The 15030-nt window shown below is 66.2% G+C and carries 14 protein-coding genes and 1 pseudogene; 14 read left to right on the plus strand and 1 reads right to left on the minus strand.

The window, feature by feature from the left end:
- The first annotated feature begins 1 nt into the window (after position 1).
- From ACMHYJ_RS02960 to ACMHYJ_RS02985, 6 genes and pseudogenes are all read left to right on the plus strand, one after another.
- On the plus strand, positions 2-1171 hold the full coding sequence (locus ACMHYJ_RS02960; protein WP_414244702.1) for an ABC transporter substrate-binding protein: 1170 nt from the start codon (positions 2-4) through the stop codon (positions 1169-1171).
- A 36-nt stretch (positions 1172-1207) separates the two neighbouring features.
- A complete protein-coding gene (locus ACMHYJ_RS02965) occupies positions 1208-2128 on the plus strand; it encodes a LysR substrate-binding domain-containing protein (RefSeq protein ID WP_414244703.1) in 921 nt (306 codons plus the stop codon).
- 404 nt (positions 2129-2532) lie between these two features.
- A complete protein-coding gene (locus ACMHYJ_RS02970) occupies positions 2533-2799 on the plus strand; it encodes a CopG family ribbon-helix-helix protein (protein WP_414244704.1) in 267 nt (88 codons plus the stop codon).
- Positions 2799-2948 (plus strand): annotated as a pseudogene (locus ACMHYJ_RS02975) (type II toxin-antitoxin system RelE/ParE family toxin); the annotation flags it as partial. The gene ACMHYJ_RS02970 and the pseudogene ACMHYJ_RS02975, both read left to right, overlap by 1 nt.
- A gap of 51 nt (positions 2949-2999) precedes the next feature.
- The gene (locus ACMHYJ_RS02980; RefSeq protein ID WP_414244705.1) at positions 3000-3803 is read left to right on the plus strand and encodes a motility protein A; all 804 of its coding nucleotides are present in this window, start codon (positions 3000-3002) and stop codon (positions 3801-3803) included.
- Positions 3800-5257: an OmpA family protein gene (locus tag ACMHYJ_RS02985; protein ID WP_414244706.1), complete on the plus strand. Its 1458-nt coding sequence runs from the start codon at positions 3800-3802 to the stop codon at positions 5255-5257. The genes ACMHYJ_RS02980 and ACMHYJ_RS02985 overlap by 4 nt, the downstream gene beginning before the upstream one ends.
- Before the next feature lie 35 nt (positions 5258-5292).
- Here the strand turns inward: ACMHYJ_RS02985 and ACMHYJ_RS02990 are convergent, their stop codons facing one another.
- On the minus strand, positions 5293-5715 hold the full coding sequence (locus ACMHYJ_RS02990) for a DUF411 domain-containing protein (RefSeq protein WP_414244707.1): 423 nt from the start codon (positions 5713-5715) through the stop codon (positions 5293-5295).
- A gap of 239 nt (positions 5716-5954) precedes the next feature.
- Between ACMHYJ_RS02990 and ACMHYJ_RS02995 the strand changes: the two genes are divergently transcribed.
- The 8 genes from ACMHYJ_RS02995 to ACMHYJ_RS03030 all read left to right on the plus strand — a co-directional run bounded on the left by ACMHYJ_RS02995 (position 5955) and on the right by ACMHYJ_RS03030 (position 15030).
- Complete coding sequence (locus tag ACMHYJ_RS02995) at positions 5955-7841, plus strand: methyl-accepting chemotaxis protein (RefSeq protein ID WP_414244708.1); 1887 nt, start codon at positions 5955-5957, stop codon at positions 7839-7841.
- Between the two features lie 146 nt (positions 7842-7987).
- A complete protein-coding gene (locus tag ACMHYJ_RS03000; protein WP_414244709.1) occupies positions 7988-9250 on the plus strand; it encodes an FAD/NAD(P)-binding oxidoreductase in 1263 nt (420 codons plus the stop codon).
- A gap of 128 nt (positions 9251-9378) precedes the next feature.
- On the plus strand, positions 9379-10131 hold the full coding sequence (locus ACMHYJ_RS03005) for an SDR family NAD(P)-dependent oxidoreductase (RefSeq protein ID WP_414244710.1): 753 nt from the start codon (positions 9379-9381) through the stop codon (positions 10129-10131).
- 39 nt (positions 10132-10170) lie between these two features.
- On the plus strand, positions 10171-10989 hold the full coding sequence (locus tag ACMHYJ_RS03010; RefSeq protein WP_414244711.1) for an RsiV family protein: 819 nt from the start codon (positions 10171-10173) through the stop codon (positions 10987-10989).
- Positions 10990-11184: 195 nt separating this feature from the next.
- Positions 11185-12195, plus strand: coding sequence for a sulfate ABC transporter substrate-binding protein (locus ACMHYJ_RS03015; RefSeq protein WP_414244712.1), 1011 nt, complete (start codon positions 11185-11187; stop codon positions 12193-12195).
- Positions 12196-12199: 4 nt separating this feature from the next.
- Positions 12200-13051 carry a sulfate ABC transporter permease subunit CysT gene (gene cysT / locus ACMHYJ_RS03020; protein ID WP_414244713.1) on the plus strand — a complete coding sequence of 284 codons (852 nt, stop codon included), beginning with the start codon at positions 12200-12202 and terminating at the stop codon, positions 13049-13051.
- Between the two features lie 18 nt (positions 13052-13069).
- Entirely contained in the window at positions 13070-13960 is an 891-nt protein-coding gene (gene cysW, locus ACMHYJ_RS03025; protein ID WP_414244714.1) for a sulfate ABC transporter permease subunit CysW, read from the plus strand.
- On the plus strand, positions 13957-15030 hold the full coding sequence (locus tag ACMHYJ_RS03030; protein WP_414244715.1) for a sulfate/molybdate ABC transporter ATP-binding protein: 1074 nt from the start codon (positions 13957-13959) through the stop codon (positions 15028-15030). The genes cysW and ACMHYJ_RS03030 overlap by 4 nt, the downstream gene beginning before the upstream one ends.

The raw sequence follows: 15030 nt of genomic DNA on the forward strand, positions 1-15030 counted from the left end.
CATGAAAACACACCACACTTGGGGCGCACTGGCCCTGACGGCCGGGATGCTGCTGTCCGCGGCGCCGGCCCAGGCGCAAGACCTGAAGATCGGCCTGATCCTGTCGATGTCCGGCCCGTATGCCGACTATGGCAAACAGATTCAAAACGGCATCCACACCTACATGGCGCAGCATGGCGATACGGTGGCGGGGCGCAAAATCCAATTGATCGTCAAGGACGACACTGGGATTGCGCCGGCCATCGCCAAGCGGCAGGCCCAGGAATTGCTGATCAAAGACAAGGTCGACATTCTGGCGGGCTTCGACCTGACCCCGAACGCTTTCTCGGTGGCCCCCCTGGCGACGGAATCGAAAACGCCCATGGTGGTGATGAATGCCGCCACATCATCCATCACGGAAAAATCGCCCTATATTGTCCGCATGTCGATGACCTTGCCGCAAAGCGCGTGGGCCATGGCGCAATGGGCCCGAAAGGAGAACATCCAATCCGCCTATATCCTGGTGGCGGACTACGGCCCGGGGCACGATGCGCAAGCGCAGTTCAAGAAAACGTTCACCGAGCAGGGCGGCCAGGTCGTCGGCGAAGTGCGGACGCCAGTCAGCACGGCGGATTATTCCCCGTTCTTGCAGCGCGTCAAAGACAGCGCGCCGGATGCCTTGTTCTTTTTCGTGCCCCCGGGCAGCTCCATGGTGGCGCTGGCCAAGAACTTTCGTGAACTGGGCTTGGATAAGCAAGGCATCCAGGGGATCGGGCCGGGCGACATGACAGACGAAAACTCCCTGGCGGCGCTGGGCGATGCGGCGCTGGGCCTGGTCACCGCGTTCCATTATTCCGATGCCCACGACTCGCCCGAGAACCAGGCGTTCGTGGCCGCCTACGAGCAGGGCTTTCCGGGCGAGCGTCCGAACTTCATGTCGGTGGGCGGGTACGACGGCATGCAGTTGATCTACAAGGCGCTGGAAGCCACCCGGGGGGACGCCTCTGCGGAAGCCTTTATTGCGGCCGCCCGGGGCTTGCAATGGGAAAGTCCCCGAGGCCCGGTCAGTATCGACCCCGAAACGCGCGATATCGTGCAAAATGAGTACATTCGCAAGCTGGAGCGCGTGGACGGGAAACTGCAAAATATGGAATTCGATACCTTCGCCGCGGTCAAGGATCCGGGCAAATGAGGCCGGCCAGCCCATGAACCGGAACCCACGCCGGACATGAACAGCAACTGGACCAACCGTATCCGGTTGCGCAATCTCCGGTTCCTGCTCAACCTGGCCCAGACGCACAACCTCAGCCATTCGGCGGCGCAGCTGCACACGACGCAGCCGGCGCTGTCGAAATGGCTCAAAGAACTGGAACAGGACATCGGGCTGACGCTGTTTGCGCGGCACGCCCGCGGCTTGACGCCCACGGTGCACGGGCGTGTGCTCATCGGCCACGCCCGCCGCATCGAAGCCCAGCTGGAACGCGCCGCCGCCGACATGCAAATCCTGAGCGAGGGCGGGGCGGGGCACGTCGTCATCGGGGCATCGGGCGGGGCGGCCACCGAAGTCGGCCCCCTGGCCGTGCTGGAAATGGCCGCCCGCATGCCCGAACTGCGCATCGACCTGATCGAAGGCACCATGGATCTCCTGATGGAAAAGCTGGCCCAGGGCGACCTGGACATTGCCCTGGGCAGGACGGTCGACGCCTCGGATCACCTGCCTGCCTTCTGCACCGAAATCCTGTACAGCGAAACCGTCGACCTGGTCACGCGCCGTGGCCATCCGCTGTTGCAGCAAGCGGAAATCCGCTGGGACGATATCTGCACGTACCAATGGATCGTCTGGCCCGCCGGGGCACCCACACGCAAGGCCCTGGAAGACGCGCTGCAGGCGGCGGGCCGCAGCCTGCCTTGCAACTACATCGAATCCAACTCCGTCATCGCCAATGTCACGCTGCTGAACAACAGCAATGTCATCGGCACGGCGTCGCATCGATCCGCCAAAATCCTGTCGCGCATGGACATGCTGCGCATCTTGCCATTGGCGCTGCACGGCTCGGGGTCGGTGTCCATGTACTGGCGCAAGAACGAACTGCTGCCAGATTCCGTGGCGCAAGCCCTGGATTGCATCCGGGTGGCCGCGAAATCCTGACCGCGCTTGCCGTTTGCCAAGCGTCCGACCAGGGGATCAGGTGGAAGACATGCGCACCCTGAGCCCGCTGGCCGCCGCGCCGCTTGGAATGGTTTGGTGGGTTTTCTTTAACTTTACATAATACATATTATACGAATAATTTGAACGAATCTGATTCATCGCGCTGCGGTGCGATGCGCGACGCGATTCGGCTTGCTTCCGGTGCGCCCGCCGCGTTGGGTGAGGCCCTGCACCAGGACACTGCGCTTGATCGAGTCACAAGCAATCACTATGATTTGAAAAGCATCAAACGACATCGGCTCGGCCGGGTTCGGTGACCTCCTGGTGCGGAGCAATCCGCCGCACCGTGCGTGACCGCAGCGTGGCCGGTTCCGGCAAGATCAAGTTTCGATAGAAGGCGCAACATGACTGCAGCAACCAAAGTGCTGACCGCACACGTGCCGCTTCCGCTGGCCGACAAGGTAGATCAGATGGCTTCACGACTTGAGCGTTCGCGCAGCTGGATCATGAAGCAGGCGCTTTCCGCCTGGATCGCCCAGGAAGATGAGCGCGACAGACTGACCCAAGAAGCGCTGGCTGACGTAGACGCCGGCTGCGTCATCAATCACCAGGCCGTGCAAGCGTGGGCGGAGAGCCTTGGCACTGGCCAGCCGCTACCCGTGCCGCGTTGATGACGCTGAAGTGGACCAGCAAGGCGCTTTCCGATTTGGCGCGCCTGTATGAATTCCTGGCTTCGGTGAACGAACCCGCCGCCGCGCGAGCAGTACAGGCGCTGGCCAAGGCCCCGGCCATGCTGCTGACCAACCCACGTATCGGCGAGTAAGATACTGTACTTTTCCAGCGATACCGACCAACATCCACCCTTATGCGCATGAATCCCTCCACCTTCATTGGCATTGTGGCCAGCATCCTGCTATTGGCGGTCGTCCTGGCGTTCTCCACCGAAGACCCCCGCTTGTTCATTGACTTGCCCGGGCTGGGGATCGTGCTGCTGGGCACGGCCGCCGCCACGTTCATCGCGTATCCCTTGCGCGAGGTCATGCGCATCTTCGGCCTGATCCGCAGCGTGGTGCATCACGAAAAGCTGTACGTCGACCGGGATCTGGAAGACCTGGTCAGCATCTCCAAGATCTGGATGCAAAGCGATATCCGGGCCGTGGAAAACGCCCTGGAAAGAGTCTCCAACCCCTTCTTGCGCAGCGGCGTGCAGCTGGTGATCGACAACGTGCCCGAACAGGACATCCTCGATCTTTTGCAGTGGCGCATCGCCCGCATGAAAGCCAAAGAGCACGCCGAGGCCCAGCTGTTCCGGGTCATGGCGGGTTTTGCCCCGGCCTTCGGCATGGTCGGCACGCTGGTCGGGCTGGTCAACCTGCTGTTCCTGCTGGGCGGCGGCGACATCACGGCCATCGGCCGCCAGATGGCGCTGGCCCTGATGACCACGTTCTACGGGGTGCTGCTGGCCAACCTGCTGTTCAAGCCCATCGCGGTCAAGCTGGAACGCCGCACCGAACAGCGTCTGGTGCTGATGAACACCATCCTCCAAGGGATCTCGATGATGAGCCAGAAGCGCAGCCCGGCCCTGATGCGTGAAACCCTGAAGGCCTTCGTCGCCGACGTGCGCGACGAAATCAAAGACAGCGACATGTTGGCCGGGCGGGAATCCACGGCATGAGATCCGGCCCCGTCGAGCTGCAGCCCGCGCGCGAATTCATCCAGCGCATGCATGCGCTGGAGGCCGAACTGCAGCAGGCCCGCCAGCAACAGCGGCGTCTGCGGGCCGACCCGGGCGCCGCTGCGCGCTGGGGCCTGGAATCCGGCCCGGCGCCGCAACAGGAAGAAGGCTGGTTTTTGACCTACCTGGACATGATGACCCTGCTGCTGGTGGTCATGATCGTCATGCTGTCGTTTTCGGGGCCGCTCATCCATGTGGCCGATGACGCCGGTGCGCCGCCGCCCGCCGCGCCGGTTCAGGCGGCCGCCCTGCCCGGCGCGTCCAGCCCAGCGGCACCCGGTCAAACAGTGCCCAGCCAGACAGTGCCCAGCCAGGCAGCGCTCGTGGCCTTGGCGCCGCCCGAGGGGCCCTTCATGGCGCAGGGGGATGCGCCGCGCCCAATGGCCATCATCCCCGCGCCCGATTCTTTTGCGCCCTACCCGGCGGCGCCCACCGGCGATTTCTACCCGCTCGCGGATTCGGCGAACCGTCTGGCGCGCCTGTCGAGCGCCTACCCCACCCCGGGCGACCTGACCCCGCCCGCTGCGCCCGCCCTGCCGTCGCCAGCCGCTGCGCCGGCCTCGCCATCCCCGGCTGCCGACCAGGGCGCGCCGGGCGCTGGCAGCCCGGCCGGGTCGCCGCCGGCCCCGCGTGCCGAGGCGGCTCCGGCGACCCCGGCGGCGCAGACCAGCCCGCCGAGCGGCTCCGGCGACCCCGGCGGCGCGCCAGCGGTTCCCGCCGCCCCGGCCGCACTGCCGGCGGCCCCCAGCCCCGCGCCGGAGCCCCCTGCCCCCAGCCCGCAGTCCGAGGGCCAGGCCCTGGCTGCGGATCTGGCGCTGGACAAGCTGGGCAGCGAGGTCGAGGTCGTCGTCAACCAGCGCTCGATCAGCCTGCGAATCAACAGTGAAATCCTGTTCGGTACGGGCCAGGCGGATCTCAGCCCCCATGGGCAAGATGTCCTGACACGCATGGCCAGGCTGCTGGTCAGCAAAGGCTATGACATCGTGGTCGAAGGCCATACGGATTCGATTCCGGTGCGCGGCAATGGGCGCTATCCCTCCAACTGGGAGCTTTCCACCGACCGGGCGGGCAGCGTGGTGCGCTTTCTGCTGGCCAACGGCATCGACAAAGCCCACCTGCGCGCCGTCGGCTTCGCGGACACGCGGCCGATCGCCAGCAACCAGGACGCCCGGGGCCGGGCGCGCAACCGGCGGGTGGAACTGGTGATCGAGAAAGGCCCGGCCACCGCCTCACCGGCCCGGCCCGGGGCGCTCGTCGCGCCGCCCGCCGCCGCGCCTGCAGCGGCCGGGCAAGACACCGCCGCCGTCCCGCCGTCCGAGACCGACCTGATCCTGCAACAGGCGCACGACAGGCCGGCCGGCTTGGACGGCGACACCAATTCGCCAACGGAATGACGGGCGGCGCGGGCCTTCGGGCCGGCGCGGCGCGATCAATCCTGGGAAAAATGCCGGCCGTTGAAATCCAGCGTCGTCAGGCGGCCGTCCATCTTGCCCATGCCCGGTGAATTGAGCGGCATGCCCGGCGCCGCGACCCCGCGGATTCGGGGATCGGCCAGCAGTTTGCGCACAGCCGCCGCCGGCACATGGCCTTCGATGACTTGCCCGCTGGATGCGACCACCGCCGTGTGGCAGGAAACCAGGTTCGGCGGCACCCCCAAGCGGGCCTTGACCGCCGCCATGTCACGGGACGGGATTTCCTGGATCTCGAAGCCTTCGGCCCGCATGTATTGCGCCCAGCCATGGCAGCAGCCGCAATCGGGATCCTGGTAGACGGTCATGTCCTGCCCAGCCAGGGCATTGAAGCCGACGCCCAGGGCGGCGGCGAACAAGACGGTGCGAATTGTCGTATGCATAAGGGAAATTCCTGGGAAAGGCCACATGCCGCGTGGATGGCTGTCGCGTGTGCGTCCCGCATGCCGGGCAGCCGCCGCGTACCGGGGGCATCATAGCCGATGGTGAAGCAATGCCCCGATCTGGCCGCCGCATCTCGGGCTGATCCCAATATAAAAAAAAAGAATACGTACATACAATGGCGCAGCAATCCCGGCACGGACAGGTGCTCACCAGACTATCAGACCCTAAGGCTCTCGCCATGCGACTTCGTTCATTATCCATACGCGCCAAACTCGTGTTGGCCTCTGTACTCACCGTTGCCGTGGCCATGGTGCTGCTGGCCACGGCGAATGTCCTGTCCGCCCAGCGGACCGTCAAGGCGCTGGTGGGCGAGCAGACCGCCAGTCTGATCAAAAGCAACGCCCGAGAGATCGAAAGCTGGGCGCGCGACAAAAAAGACATCCTGTCCTCGGTGGCGCCGGTGGCCCTGATTCCCGAGCCGGAAACCTATCTGCAGCAGGCGCAGAAATCGGGCCGCTTCATGCAGACCTACATTGCGCTGGCCGGCAGCAAGATACTCAAGAACAACGCGCCCATCAGCCTGCCCGCCGACTACGACCCCGCCACCCGGCCCTGGTACATCGACGCGGTCAAGGCGGGCCAGCCCATCTTGACAGCGCCTTATCAGGATGCCTCGTCCGGCAAGCTGGTGCTGACCGTGGCCACGCCGGTCGACGCCAGCGGCAAGCTGCAGGCGGTGATCGCCGGGGACATCACCCTGGACGATGTCATCGACAGCACCCGCGCCCTGCGCCCCACCGAGCACAGCTTCGCCTACCTGGTGGCGGGCGACGGCAGCATCATCGCCCACCCGGATCCGGCCCTGACCATGAAGCCTGCCACGGATGTGTTTCCCCGCTACGGCCTGCAGCGCCTGCGGCAACTGGCGGACAACCCGGGCGAACTGGGCGACACCATCATCGCCGGCCCCGTCTACTGGCTGACCGCGCACCCCATCGCCGGCACCGACTGGATGCTGGTAGTGGCGCTGAACCAGGGCGACGTGCTGGCCGGGGTGCGCCAGATGCGCTGGCAGGCCGTGATCACCGGCCTCGTCATGATCCTGCTGGCGGCCACGGTGCTGACCCTGTTGACCCGCGCCCTGCTGCGCCGCCTGGGCAGCCTGAAGGACGCCCTGCAGGACATTGCCTCCGGCGAAGGCGATCTCACCCGGCGGCTGGATCAGTCCGGCCAGGATGAACTCTCGCAGGTGGGCGCGTCGTTCAACCAGTTCGTGGACAAGATCGCGGGCACCTTGCGCAGCATCCGCCAGACCACGGACTCCGTTCACGTGGCTTCCGACGAAATCGCGGCGGGCAATACCGATCTGGCCCGGCGCACCGAGGGCAATGCCGCCAGCCTGCAGGAAACCTCCAGCTCCATGGAAGAACTCTCCAGCACCGTCAAGCAGACCGCCGACGCCGGCAATGCGGCGGTGGCCCTGGCCAACAGCGCCCGCGATGCCGCAAACCACGGGGGAGTGCTGATGGGCCAGGTGGTGCACACCATGCAGGGTATGAACGACAACGCCAGCAAAATCGGCGACATCATCGGGGTCATCGACAGCATCGCCTTCCAGACCAACATCCTGGCGCTGAACGCGGCCGTCGAAGCCGCCCGCGCGGGCGAACACGGCAAGGGCTTCGCGGTGGTGGCCGCCGAGGTTCGGGCGCTGGCGCAGCGCAGCGCGCAGTCCGCCCGCGAAATCAAGTCCCTGATCGACACCAATGTGACCCAGGTCGCCCATGGGGGCGAGCAGGTTCGCCAGGCGGGCGAAGCCATGGAAAAAATCGTGGCCGAAGTCCAGCGCGTGACCGACATCATCAATGAAATCAAGGTGGCCACCAGCGAACAAAGCCAGGGCATCAGCCAGATCGAGATCGCCGTCCAGCAACTGGACGGCTCGACCCAGCAGAATGCCGCGCTGGTGCAGCAGTCCGCCGCCGCCGCCGACAGCCTGCGCGATCAGGCGCAGCGCCTGGCGCAGGCTGTCGCGGGGTTCAAGCTGGACGCGCACGAACCTGCGCAGGCGGTTCATCCGGGCGGCAGCGGCCGCCGCCCCGCCCTGCCCGCGCCGGGCCATTAACCCGATTGACGGGCGGGTTTTTGTCGAAAACGGTCATATCGACATAGCCCATCCGTCGTTCTGTTTGCCGGCCGGGGTTCATAAAATGACCGCATTGCCAGCCAGATCTCCCTGTCTGTGGCGCAACCGATCATTGAGGGGCCCTCATGAGCACTCCCGCACCCACTCGTAAACACACCGTCGTGATTATCGGCGGCGGCACCGGCGGGGCCGCCGTGGCCGCCCGCCTGCGCCGCAACCAGCCGCACCTGGATATCGCCGTGGTCGAGCCGTCCGCTACCCACGACTACCAGCCCGCCTGGACGCTGGTGGGGGGCGGGGCCTATCGGGCCGAGGACACCCGTCGCGCCTTGCACGATTGCCTGCCCGCCGGGGTGCGGCACATTGCCCAGCGCGTGCAGCGCCTGTTGCCCGACGAGCGTCAGGTCGAACTGGACGATGGCGCCCTGGTGGCCTACGACTATCTGGTGGTGGCGGCCGGCATCCAGATCAATTGGGACGCCATCGAGGGCCTGACGGATACGCTGGGCAAAAACGGCGTGACCAGCAACTACCGCTACGACCTGGCCCCTTACACCTGGGAACTGGTTCAGCAACTGCGGGGCGGAACCGCCCTTTTCACCCAGCCCGCCGGGGCCGTCAAATGCCCGGGCGCGCCGCAAAAGGCCCTGTACCTGTCGGCGGATCATTTCCGCCGCCAGGGGGTCAAGCTCGATAGCCTGCAGTTCCGCTCGGCCTGCCCCACCGTGTTCGGGATACCGTTTTACGCCCAGGCGCTGGACAAGGTCATGGATTCCTATGCGGCGGACACCCATTACGGCAGCAACCTGGTGCAGGTGCGCGGCGAAGAAAAAATCGCCGTGTTCGAATCCACTGTCGACGGCCAAAAGGTTCGTGAGGAAGTCGCCTTCGACCTGCTGCACGTGGTGCCGCCGCAAAGCGCCCCGGACTTCATCCGCCAAAGCCCCCTGGCCGACGCCAACGGCTGGCTGGAAATCGACAAGCACACCCTGCGCCATCCGCGCTACCCCAATGTCTTCGGCCTGGGCGACTGCACGTCCACGCCCAACAGCAAGACGGCCGCGGCCATCAAGAGCCAGGCCCCCGTGCTGGCGGGCAACCTGCTCGGCGCCTTGCGCGGGGCCGGCAACGTCGAATCCTATGACGGCTATGCCGCTTGCCCGCTGACGACCTCTCGGGGCAAGGTGCTGCTGGCCGAATTCACCTACGGCGGCACCATCACGCCCAGTTTCCCGGTGGATCCGCGCGTGCCCCGCCGTTTCTACTGGTGGCTGAAGCGTTCTTTCCTGCCCTGGTTCTACTGGCATATCCTGATCAAGGGCCGCGGGCTGCCGGTCACGCACAAATCGCGCGAATTCTCCGCCGGCGTGCCTTCCGTGCAGCCCTGAGCCCCCTCGTTTCCGGCCCTCCCTCCGCGCCATTTCCGCACGGGGGCCGGGCCGGCGAGATGGCCCGCGCCGATTCGATCTGCTAGGATGACACTTTGTCATCCTATTTCTTTTCAGCAAGGACATCCATGCCTAAGATTGCTTTGGTCACCGGCGCTTCGGCGGGGTTCGGGGCGGCGATTTCTCAGCGCCTCGTGGACAACGGCTTCATCGTGGTGGGGGCGGCCCGGCGCCGGGCGCGCCTCGAATCGCTCCAGGCCAGGCTGGGAGAAAACTTCCACCCCCTGGCCATGGACGTGACGGATGCGGAATCAGTCGAACAAGGCTGCGCCTGGGTCGCGCAGACCTTCGAAAGCATCGACCTGCTGGTGAACAACGCCGGCCTGGCCCTGGGGGTGGCGCCGGCCCAGCAGGCCGACATGGCCGACTGGGAGCGCATGGTGGCCACCAACATCCTGGGCCTGTCGCGCCTGGTGCACACGGTCTTGCCGGGCATGGTGGCGCGCAACCGGGGGCATATCATCAATATCGGCTCCACGGCGGGGCAGCACCCCTACCCCGGCGGCAATGTCTACGGCGCCACGAAAGCCTTTGTGCAGCAACTCAGCTACAACCTGCGGGCCGATCTGTTCGGCACCCGGGTGCGCGTCACCAACATCGAGCCCGGCCTGTGTGGAGGCACCGAGTTCTCCAATGTGCGCCTGGGCGACGACCAGCAGGCCGCCGCGGTCTATGAAAACGCCGATCCGCTGACCGCCGATGACGTCGCGGACGCCGTGGCGTGGGCGGTCACCCGACCCGCCCGGGTCAATATCAACCGCATCGAACTCATGCCGGTGTCGCAGTCTTTCGCGGGCTTGAAAATCCACCGCGAACCCTAAGCCGCCACGGCCCGTCAGCCATTGCCCACAGGATATCCGATGACACGCCGTCTTGCTTCCACCGCTTTCCCACTGCCCCGCCCGCTGCTGGCGATGGCCCTGGCCCTGGCCTTGACGGCCTGCGCCAGCGGCCCCAAGGGCGATCTCTCGTTGGTGCCCGCCCAGCTGGATCAGGAAACCCGCCAGTCCGGCCTGTTTTCCCAGCCGGTTCAGTGGTCGGGCGAACGCCCGGGCTGCACCGGCGAATGTCCGAAGCTGGTGATCGATTCCCTGGTGTTTCCGGGCCATCCGCGCCTGAGCGAACTCGTGGATCACGCCCTGGCGACCATGACCTGGCTGGATCAGGATCGTCCCGCGCCTTACGACACCCTGCGGGACTACCAGGCGTATTTCTGGAAAACAGCCGCGCCCCGGGACGAAACCAACCTGATCGCCCGCACCCGTTACCGCAACCAGGCCCTGACGGTAATCGAACTGAATGTGGGCCAATACCAGACCGGCATGGCCCACGGTGTCTCGGGCAACCAGTTCATCAACTGGGACAACCAGGCCGGGCAGGCCCTGACCATCGACCAGCTGCTGCGGCCCGGGGCGCGGCCCGCTTTTGACGCCGCCCTGCGCACGGTGCATGCCCAATGGGTGCAGGCGCACCGCGATGCCGTGCAGGACCCGGACAACTTCACCCGCATGTGGCCTTTCGTCAGCAGCGACAACGTCGCCATCACCGATCAGGGGCTGCTGGTCAAGTACCAGTCCTACGAAATCGCGCCCTATGCCTGGGGCCAGCCCGAATTGCTGATCCCCTATGACCGCCTGAGCGGCGTTTTGCGGCCGCAGTTCCTGCCCCCGCAACCCTGAGCAGGCGGCCCTGCGGGTCGCCGATCCCCGCCAGACACGGCGGGGCGGGAGGTATGGCGGGCGCCGCATACACATATAGCAACGCCGCATTATGTGCCGCATTCATATCGTTGGACAAAACGATTCGTTTTGTTCCGCCAAGGAACCCTTTAATCTGATGACTCCATCCCGCGACTCATCACAAGGTTCCTCCGCATGCGATCCCGCTTCCGTTTTCTGTTGTCCCTGGCGGCTGCCCTCAGCCTGGCGGGCGCCGCGCACGCCGCCGACGTCACGCTGTTGAACGTATCCTACGACCCCACGCGGGAACTGTACCAAGCCTATAACGCGGCCTTCGCCAAATATTGGCAGGACAAGACCGGCGACTCGGTCACGATCCGCCAATCGCATGGCGGGTCGGGCAAGCAGGCGCGCTCGGTGATCGACGGCTTGCAGGCCGACGTGGTGACGCTGGCGCTGGCGCCGGACATCGACGCCATCGCCGCGCGCGGCGCGATCCGCGATGACTGGCAGCGGCAACTGCCGCTGAACAGCGCGCCCTACACGTCCACCATCGTCTTTCTGGTGCGCAAGGGCAACCCCAAGGGCATCCATGACTGGGGCGACCTGATCCAGCCGGGCGTGCAGGTCATCACGCCCAATCCCAAGACCTCCGGCGGCGCGCGCTGGAACTACCTGGCGGCCTGGGGCTATGCGCTGCGCCAGCCGGGCGGCGACGAGGCCAAGGCGCGCGCCTTCGTCGGCAAGCTCTATCGTCAGGTGCCGGTGCTGGACTCCGGCGCCCGGGGCTCGACGACGACCTTCGTCGAGCGCGGCATCGGCGACGTGCTGCTTGCCTGGGAAAACGAAGCCTTCCTGGCGATCAAGGAACTGGGATCCGACAAAGTGGACATCGTCGTGCCGTCGGTCAGCATCCTGGCCGAGCCGCCCGTGGCCGTGGTGGACAAGGTCGTCGATGCGCGTGGCACGCGCGCGGTGGCCCAGGGCTACCTGGAATACCTGTATTCCGAGGCGGGCCAGGAAATCGCGGCGCAGCACTACTATCGGCCGACCAGCAAGCCGGTCGCCGAACGGTACGCCAAGCAGTTCCCCAGCCTGTCGCTGTTTTCCGTGACGGACGTGGCGCCAAGCTGGGCCGACGCCCAGAAAACGCACTTTGCGGATGGCGGCGTATTCGACCAGATCTATCAGCCGAACGCGCAATAAGACGATGCCCACGATACTTGCGCAACACGCGTCCGCGCCCCGGGTGCTGCCCGGGCGCAACCTGACTCTGGGGTTGACCCTCAGCTATCTCTGCCTGGTGGTCTTGCTGCCCCTGTCGGCCGCCTTCCTCACCGCGTCGACCCTGAGCTGGGAGGCTTTCTGGCAAGTCGTCACCGCCCCCCGGGTGCTGGCGTCATACCGCCTGAGCTTCGGCGCCGCGCTGCTGGCGGCCGCCGTGAACACCGTGTTCGGCGGCATCGTGGCCTGGGTGTTGGTGCGCTACCATTTCCCTGGCCGGCGGCTGATCGACGCCCTGGTGGATCTGCCCTTCGCCCTGCCGACGGCCGTGGCCGGGATCGCCCTGACCGCGCTGTACGCGCCCAACGGCTGGCTGGGCGGGCTGCTGGCCCCGTTGGGCGTCCAGGTGGCTTTCAAGCCGCTGGGCGTGGTGGTGGCGCTGGTCTTCATCGGCCTGCCCTTCGTGGTGCGGACGGTTCAGCCCGTGCTGGAAGACATGGCGTCCGAATACGAGGAAGCCGCCAGCAGCCTGGGCGCCACACGGGCGCAGGTCTTTGTCCGCGTGGTGTTTCCCACGATCCTGCCCGCCCTGCTGACGGGCTTCGCCCTGGCGTTCGCCCGCGCCGCGGGCGAATACGGGTCGGTGATCTTCATCGCCGGCAATATGCCCATGGTCTCGGAGATCGCGCCCCTGCTGATCGTCACCAAGCTGGAGCAATACGACTACGCGGGCGCCACGGCCATCGCCGTGGTGATGCTGGGGATTTCTTTTCTGCTGCTGCTGGCCATCAACCTGCTGCAGGCCTGGGTGCGGCGGCGGTCGACCGGCCAGGCCTGACATGAGTGTGCTGAATCCATGACTTCCATCGTTCTCGATTCCCTCCCCCGGGCCGCCGGCCTTGCGCGGCCAGCCGCCGAAGGCCGGCTTGTCCGCCTGGCGCTGATGGGGACGGCGTTCGCTTTCCTGTTCCTGTTCCTGTTCATCCCGCTGGCGGCGGTCTTCCACGGCGCCCTGGGCAAAGGGTGGGAAGCCTGCGTGGCCGCCGTCACCGAGCCCGATGCGCGGGCGGCGATCCGCCTGACGCTGATCGCGGCCGGGATCGCCGTGCCGCTGAACCTGGTGTTCGGCGTCTGCGCCGCCTGGGCCGTCACCCGTTTCCAGTTCAGGGGCAAGAGCCTGCTCATCACCCTGATCGACCTGCCCTTTTCCGTTTCCCCGGTGATCGCCGGTCTGATCTACGTGCTGATGTTCGGCGCCCAGGGCTGGTTCGGCCCCTGGCTGCAGGCGCACGGCATCCAGATCCTGTTCGCCGTGCCGGGCATCGTGCTGGCCACGGTTTTCGTCACCGTGCCTTTCGTCGCGCGCGAGCTGATCCCGCTGATGCAGTCGCAGGGCTGCGAGGAGGAGGAAGCCGCCATCGTGCTGGGCGCTTCGGGCTGGCGCGTCTTCTGGCACGTCACGCTGCCCAACATCCGCTGGGGGCTGTTCTACGGCGTGATCCTGTGCAACGCGCGCGCCATGGGGGAATTCGGCGCGGTGTCGGTGGTGTCGGGCCACATCCGCGGCCTGACCAACACCTTGCCCCTGCACGTGGAAATTCTTTACAACGAATACAACTTCGCGGCCGCCTTTTCAGTGGCGTCGCTGCTGGCGCTGCTGGCCCTGCTGACGCTGGCCTTGAAGTCCCTGGCGGAATGGCGCCTGCGCGCCCAGGCCGCCCGAACCGCATCGGAGCAATCCTCATGAGCATCGAAGTCCGCCACATCCACAAGCAATTCGGCGCGTTCACGGCGCTGGACGACGTGTCCCTGGTCTTTCCAGACGGCCGGCTGACCGCGTTGCTGGGGCCGTCGGGCTGCGGCAAGACCACACTGCTGCGCATCATCGCCGGCCTGGAGCATCCAGACGGCGGCCAGGTTCTGCTGGCGGGCCAGGACGCGTCCCATACACACGTGCGTCAACGCCAGGTCGGCTTCGTGTTCCAGCACTACGCCCTGTTCAAGCACATGACGGTGTTCGAGAACGTCGCCTTCGGCCTGCGCGTCAAGCCGCGCGCGCAGCGGCCGGACGAGCGCCGGATTCGAGAGAAGGTCATGGGGCTGCTGGAACTGGTGCAGCTGGATTGGCTGGCCGACCGCCGGCCGGCGGCGCTGTCGGGCGGCCAGCGCCAGCGCATCGCCCTGGCCCGCGCCCTGGCGGTGGAACCGCGCGTGCTGCTGCTGGATGAGCCCTTCGGCGCGCTGGACGCTAAGGTTCGCAAGGAACTGCGGCGCTGGCTGCGCCGTCTGCACGACGAGCTGCACATGACCAGCCTGTTCGTCACGCACGACCAGGAAGAAGCCCTGGAAGTCGCCGATGAAGTCGTCATCATGAACAAGGGCCGGGTCGAGCAGCAGGGCGCGCCGCAGGCGGTGTACGACCAGCCGGAGACAGCCTTCGTGTACGGTTTCCTGGGGCACGTCAATCTGTTTCACGGCCGGGTGCGCGACGGGAGACTGCACACGGGCGGCGCGGCGCTGGACGTGCCGGGCCTGGAAGCCGCGGCCGACGCGCCGGGCACGGCCTACGTCCGGCCGCACGACATCCAGATCGAGCCTTTGCCGGCGGCGGATCAGCCGGCGGCCGGCCGGGGCCTGCTGGTGAATCTGCAGCGGGCGCACGCTTTCGGCCCGCTGGCGCAGCTGGAACTGCGCCGCGAGGACACGCAGGAAATCATCGAAGTGGTCATGTCCAGCCTGGAATTCGACCAGATTCGGGCACAGGGCCATCGGCGCTTCATCGCCCGGCCCCGCCAGGCGCGGGTGTTCCTGAATTAG

Origin of the sequence: Castellaniella hirudinis (assembly GCF_047468865.1) — a bacterium.
Classification (GTDB): Bacteria; Pseudomonadota; Gammaproteobacteria; order Burkholderiales; family Burkholderiaceae_B; genus Castellaniella; species Castellaniella hirudinis_A.

Coding starts and splice junctions, on each gene's coding strand:
- ACMHYJ_RS02960 (WP_414244702.1), top strand. CDS start 2: ATGAAAACACACCACACTTGGGGCGCACTGGCCCTGACGGCCGGGATG.
- ACMHYJ_RS02965 (WP_414244703.1), top strand. CDS start 1,208: ATGAACAGCAACTGGACCAACCGTATCCGGTTGCGCAATCTCCGGTTC.
- ACMHYJ_RS02970 (WP_414244704.1), top strand. CDS start 2,533: ATGACTGCAGCAACCAAAGTGCTGACCGCACACGTGCCGCTTCCGCTG.
- ACMHYJ_RS02980 (WP_414244705.1), top strand. CDS start 3,000: ATGAATCCCTCCACCTTCATTGGCATTGTGGCCAGCATCCTGCTATTG.
- ACMHYJ_RS02985 (WP_414244706.1), top strand. CDS start 3,800: ATGAGATCCGGCCCCGTCGAGCTGCAGCCCGCGCGCGAATTCATCCAG.
- ACMHYJ_RS02990 (WP_414244707.1), bottom strand. CDS start 5,715: ATGCATACGACAATTCGCACCGTCTTGTTCGCCGCCGCCCTGGGCGTC.
- ACMHYJ_RS02995 (WP_414244708.1), top strand. CDS start 5,955: ATGCGACTTCGTTCATTATCCATACGCGCCAAACTCGTGTTGGCCTCT.
- ACMHYJ_RS03000 (WP_414244709.1), top strand. CDS start 7,988: ATGAGCACTCCCGCACCCACTCGTAAACACACCGTCGTGATTATCGGC.
- ACMHYJ_RS03005 (WP_414244710.1), top strand. CDS start 9,379: ATGCCTAAGATTGCTTTGGTCACCGGCGCTTCGGCGGGGTTCGGGGCG.
- ACMHYJ_RS03010 (WP_414244711.1), top strand. CDS start 10,171: ATGACACGCCGTCTTGCTTCCACCGCTTTCCCACTGCCCCGCCCGCTG.
- ACMHYJ_RS03015 (WP_414244712.1), top strand. CDS start 11,185: ATGCGATCCCGCTTCCGTTTTCTGTTGTCCCTGGCGGCTGCCCTCAGC.
- cysT (WP_414244713.1), top strand. CDS start 12,200: ATGCCCACGATACTTGCGCAACACGCGTCCGCGCCCCGGGTGCTGCCC.
- cysW (WP_414244714.1), top strand. CDS start 13,070: ATGACTTCCATCGTTCTCGATTCCCTCCCCCGGGCCGCCGGCCTTGCG.
- ACMHYJ_RS03030 (WP_414244715.1), top strand. CDS start 13,957: ATGAGCATCGAAGTCCGCCACATCCACAAGCAATTCGGCGCGTTCACG.